The 5,663-nt window shown below is 58.4% G+C and carries 3 tRNA genes and 3 rRNA genes; all 6 read left to right on the top strand.

Annotation, left to right across the window (positions count from 1 at the left end):
• Positions 1 to 201 precede the first annotated feature (201 nt).
• Positions 202 to 1,688, top strand: a 16S ribosomal RNA gene (locus AC2D9U_RS24210).
• 222 nt (positions 1,689 to 1,910) lie between these two features.
• Positions 1,911 to 1,984: transfer RNA gene (locus AC2D9U_RS24205), tRNA-Ile, on the top strand.
• Positions 1,985 to 2,134: 150 nt separating this feature from the next.
• Positions 2,135 to 2,207, top strand: a tRNA-Ala gene (locus AC2D9U_RS24200).
• A 332-nt stretch (positions 2,208 to 2,539) separates the two neighbouring features.
• Positions 2,540 to 5,276: ribosomal RNA gene (locus AC2D9U_RS24195) — 23S ribosomal RNA — on the top strand.
• 151 nt (positions 5,277 to 5,427) lie between these two features.
• A 5S ribosomal RNA gene (gene rrf / locus AC2D9U_RS24190) occupies positions 5,428 to 5,542 on the top strand.
• The 16S, 23S and 5S rRNA genes sit together here with 3 tRNA genes alongside, the layout of an rRNA operon.
• A gap of 44 nt (positions 5,543 to 5,586) precedes the next feature.
• Positions 5,587 to 5,660, top strand: a tRNA-Met gene (locus AC2D9U_RS24185).
• Positions 5,661 to 5,663: the final 3 nt, after the last annotated feature.

The raw sequence follows: 5,663 nt of genomic DNA, 5'->3' as shown, positions 1-5,663 counted from the left end.
TGTTCATTCAAGCTGTGCATCTGATTGAGGGAAGAAGGTTGTTCTTCTGATCTTTTGGTTATTGGCCCGAAGGGTTGATGGCTGGGGGGTGGGAAGGGTGGCCGGATGGAAGTTTAGGTTTAGTCAGTGGGGTTGGGATGTGGGTTTGTGTGTGGTGTTGGCTGAGGCGTCGCGAGGCGTTGAGGTTGATATCATGCTGAAGAACCTGAGAGTTTGATCCTGGCTCAGAGTGAACGCTGGCGGCATGCTTAACACATGCAAGTCGCACGCCTCGCAAGGGGAGTGGCGGACGGGTGAGGAACGCGTAGGAACGTGTCGTTGGGTGGGGGATAACCCTGGGAAACTGGGGCTAATACCGCATGAGGCCTGAGGGCCAAAGCAGTAATGCGCCTGATGAGCGGCCTGCGTCCGATTAGGTAGTTGGTGGGGTAACGGCCTACCAAGCCTCCGATCGGTAGCTGGTCTGAGAGGACGACCAGCCACACTGGGACTGAGACACGGCCCAGACTCCTACGGGAGGCAGCAGTGGGGAATATTGGACAATGGGCGCAAGCCTGATCCAGCAATGCCGCGTGGATGAAGAAGGTCTTCGGATTGTAAAGTCCTTTCGACGGGGACGATGATGACGGTACCCGTAGAAGAAGCCCCGGCTAACTTCGTGCCAGCAGCCGCGGTAATACGAAGGGGGCTAGCGTTACTCGGAATTACTGGGCGTAAAGGGCGCGTAGGCGGCTTTTCAAGTTGGACGTGAAATTCCTGGGCTCAACCTGGGGACTGCGTTCAAGACTGTGGAGCTAGAGGATGGAAGAGGGTCGTGGAATTCCCAGTGTAGAGGTGAAATTCGTAGATATTGGGAAGAACACCGGTGGCGAAGGCGGCGACCTGGTCCATTACTGACGCTGAGGCGCGACAGCGTGGGGAGCAAACAGGATTAGATACCCTGGTAGTCCACGCCGTAAACGATGTGCGCTGAATGTTGGGGTTCTTAGAACTTCAGTGTTGTAGCTAACGCGGTAAGCGCACCGCCTGGGGAGTACGGCCGCAAGGTTGAAACTCAAAGGAATTGACGGGGGCCCGCACAAGCGGTGGAGCATGTGGTTTAATTCGAAGCAACGCGCAGAACCTTACCAGCCCTTGACATGGCCACGACCGGTTCAGAGATGGACTTTCCCCGCAAGGGGCGTGGCGCACAGGTGCTGCATGGCTGTCGTCAGCTCGTGTCGTGAGATGTTGGGTTAAGTCCCGCAACGAGCGCAACCCTCGCCTCCAGTTGCCAGCACGTCTGGGTGGGCACTCTGGTGGAACTGCCGGTGACAAGCCGGAGGAAGGTGGGGATGACGTCAAGTCCTCATGGCCCTTATGGGCTGGGCTACACACGTGCTACAATGGCGGTGACAGAGGGATGCGAGGCAGCGATGCCAAGCCGATCCCGAAAAGCCGTCTCAGTTCAGATCGTACCCTGCAACTCGGGTGCGTGAAGGTGGAATCGCTAGTAATCGCGGATCAGCACGCCGCGGTGAATACGTTCCCGGGCCTTGTACACACCGCCCGTCACACCATGGGAGTTGGTTCTACCTTAAGTGGCTGCGCGAACCGCAAGGACGCAGGTCACCACGGTAGGGTCAGTGACTGGGGTGAAGTCGTAACAAGGTAGCCGTAGGGGAACCTGCGGCTGGATCACCTCCTTTCAAGGAATGCGACTGGGGTGAGGGGTTTAGGCCTCTCGGCTGGTGCATCCTGAAAATAGAAATGCCTGCGTCTGACATGGTCCTGAAATGGACCTTGCCGAAGGTGGCGGCCCGCGGATGCGGGTTGCTTGCTGGAAGCTCTCACTGACGATCTTGCGTCCATCCGGCTGCCCCTCCCTCCGCCTGAAAAGGCAGGGGTGTTTTCGATAGAGTTGGCCTTAGGGGCCAGTAGCTCAGTTGGTTAGAGCACACGCTTGATAAGCGTGGGGTCGGAGGTTCAAGTCCTCCCTGGCCCATACTTTCTTTTGGCAAAGCCAAAAGAAAGTATCCCCCGGAAGGGAGCGAAAAGGGATCTGCGCGGCGCTGCCGCGCAGCCCGGCGTGCGGCCAGCGGAACGGTTGGCGGGCGCGTTCTTGTTCACTTCCGGTGATGGGCCGGTATCCAACGGGGGCTTAGCTCAGCTGGTAGAGCACCTGCTTTGCAAGCAGGGGGTCATCGGTTCGAATCCGTTAGCCTCCATGTTGCAAGGCTGGCTCTTGAAGCTGGCTTGCTGCCGGAGCGGTGCCTTGAGCGGGCGCGAGCCTGTTCGGCGCTGCCTTCCCTCAACAGATTTCCTGGCGCGGGCCTTTGGGCTGGCGTTGGGCATGTTCTTTCAAACGGTGAATCGGATTTGGTGGATCGCAGCCTGGCTGCGTTGTCGGGGAGACCTGGCGGCGGGTTGGGTGCGTGATCTGCCTTGGAAGTGTGAGTTGTGTGAGTTGAGCTGCTGCTGACCTGGTCAGGGCGTTCTGTGGTGTGTCTCGAGAGGGGCATGGCGCGGTTTGGTCCTGCGCGCGGGCGGTGGTGGTGAGAGTGAGTGTGACAAGGGCGTTCGGTGGATGCCTTGGCGCCAGAAGGCGATGAAGGACGTGGCACGCTGCGAAAAGCCGCGGGGAGATGCGAGCGATCGTTGATCCGCGGATATCCGAATGGGGAAACCCCTCCGCAAGGAGATCCTCACCTGAATTCATAGGGTGAGGAGGCGAACCCGGGGAACTGAAACATCTCAGTACCTGGAGGAAAAGACATCAACAGAGATTCCGCTAGTAGTGGCGAGCGAACGCGGAGCAGGCCAGTGGTTGCATGAAGAGAAGCCGAAGGATCTGGAAAGGTCTGCCATAGCGGGTGATAGCCCCGTAGGCGTAGTGCTTCATGTGATCCTTGAGTAGGGCGGGGCACGTGAAACCCTGTCTGAACGTAGGGGGACCACCCTCTAAGCCTAAATACTCTCTGGCGACCGATAGTGCACAAGTACCGTGAGGGAAAGGTGAAAAGCACCCCGACGAGGGGAGTGAAAGAGACCTGAAACCGAGCGCCTACAAGCAGTCGGAGCCCGCAAGGGTGACGGCGTACCTTTTGTATAATGGGTCCGCGAGTTTCTGTTGGCAGCAAGCTTAAGCCGTTAGGTGTAGGCGCAGCGAAAGCGAGTCCGAATAGGGCGCTCAGTTGCCGGCAGAAGACCCGAAACCTGGTGATCTAGCCATGGACAGGCTGAAGGTGGGGTAACACCCACTGGAGGGCCGAACCCACGCCTGTTGAAAAAGTCGGGGATGATCTGTGGCTAGGGGTGAAAGGCCAATCAAACCGGGAAATAGCTGGTTCTCCGCGAAATCTATTGAGGTAGATCGTCATCTGTTTACCGCCGGAGGTAGAGCACCGGATGGGCTAGGGGGACCCAAAGTCCTACCAAACCCAACCGAACTCCGAATGCCGGTGAGTATAAGGTGGCAGACAGACAGTGGGTGCTAAGGTCCATTGTCGAGAGGGAAACAGCCCAGACCACCAGCTAAGGCCCCTAATTCGTGGCTAAGTGGGAAAGCATGTGGGACGGCCAAAACAACCAGGAGGTTGGCTTAGAAGCAGCCATCCTTTAAAGAAAGCGTAATAGCTCACTGGTCTAAACAAGCTGTTCTGCGGCGAAAATGTAACGGGGCTCAAGCCACGAGCCGAAGCTGTGGGTGCGTCGAAAGACGCGCGGTAGCGGAGCGTTCCCTAGGCCTGTGAAGCGGTATCCGTGAGGGGCCGTGGAGGTATGGGAAGTGCGAATGCGGACATGAGTAGCGACAAGGAGGGTGAGAACCCCTCCCGCCGAAAGTCCAAGGGTTCCTGCGCAAGGCCAATCCGCGCAGGGTGAGCCGGCCCCTAAGGCGAGGGCGAGAGCCGTAGCCGATGGGAACCAGGTGAATATTCCTGGGCCCGCCAGAAGTGACAGCCGTGAAGTGCAGTGTCTCCTTATTGGATTGGAGGTGCTGTTGGATCGGCTCGGGAAATAGCTCTGGCATATGGACCGTACCCTAAACCGACACAGGTGGACTGGATGAGTATTCCAAGGCGCTTGAGGGAACCATGCTGAAGGAACTAGGCAAATTGCTCGCGTAACTTCGGGATAAGCGAGACCTGCTGGCACGCAAGTGTTGGTGGGTGGCACAGACCAGGGGGTGGCGACTGTTTAGTAAAAACACAGGGCTCTGCGAAGTCGTGAGACGACGTATAGGGTCTGACGCCTGCCCGGTGCCGGAAGGTCAAGGGGAGATGTGCAAGCATCGAACCGAAGCCCCGGTAAACGGCGGCCGTAACTATAACGGTCCTAAGGTAGCGAAATTCCTTGTCGGGTAAGTTCCGACCTGCACGAATGGCGTAACGACCTCCCCACTGTCTCCAGCATGGGCTCAGCGAAATTGAATTCCCCGTGAAGATGCGGGGTACCCGCAGTCAGACGGAAAGACCCTATGAACCTTTACTGCAGCTTCGCAGTGGCGCCAGGAAGGGACTGTGTAGGATAGGTGGGAGGCTTTGAAGCATGGGCGCTAGCTTGTGTGGAGCCAACCTTGAAATACCACCCTGTGCTTTTCTGGCGTCTAACCGAGCCCCGTTATCCGGGGCCGGGACCCTGCGTGGTGGGCAGTTTGACTGGGGCGGTCGCCTCCCAAATGGTAACGGAGGCGCGCGATGGTGGGCTCAAGCCGGTCGGACATCGGCTGTTGAGTGCAAAGGCACAAGCCCGCCTGACTGTGAGCGCGACGGCGCGAACAGAGACGAAAGTCGGCCTTAGTGATCCGGTGGTCCCGCGTGGAAGGGCCATCGCTCAACGGATAAAAGGTACTCTAGGGATAACAGGCTGATCTCCCCCAAGAGTCCACATCGACGGGGAGGTTTGGCACCTCGATGTCGGCTCATCGCATCCCGGGGCTGGAGCAGGTCCCAAGGGTTCGGCTGTTCGCCGATTAAAGCGGTACGTGAGCTGGGTTTAGAACGTCGTGAGACAGTTCGGTCCCTATCTGCTGTGGGTGTACGAGACTTGAGAGGATCTGTCCCTAGTACGAGAGGACCGGGATGGACGCACCTCTGGTGAACCAGTTGTCACGCCCGTGGCATGGCTGGGTGGCCAAGTGCGGAATGGATAACCGCTGAAGGCATCTAAGCGGGAAACCAGCCTCAAGACGAGGTCTCGCCGAGGGCCGTGGAAGACCACCACGTTGATAGGCCGCAGGTGTAAGAGGGGTAACTCTCTCAGCTGAGCGGTCCTAATAGCCCGATAGAACTCAATCCATCACCATCGCACCGGCCAGGGTTGCCTCAAAAACAACCCACGCCGCGCGCAGCACCAAGCCGCGCAACACACACAACACACACTTCCAATCGCCAAATCCGAACAACACCCGTCATATGTTGTGATACTTCACAGGATCCGGCCTGGTGGCCCGGTGGCCATCGCGGGGATGATACACCCGATCCCATCTCGAACTCGGCCGTGAAACACCCCAGCGCCCATGGTACTGCGTCTCAAGACGCGGGAGAGTAGGTCGTCGCCGGGCCACCACGCCGGATCCTCACTCACATCACAACATAGCCTCACCACCGCGGGGTGGAGCAGCCCGGTAGCTCGTCAGGCTCATAACCTGAAGGTCACAGGTTCAAATCCTGTCCCCGCATCCC

This window comes from Roseomonas sp. TF40 (assembly GCF_057219975.1).
Note: the sequence above shows the minus strand (reverse complement) of the source record. Positions and strands in the feature narration are given on the sequence as shown.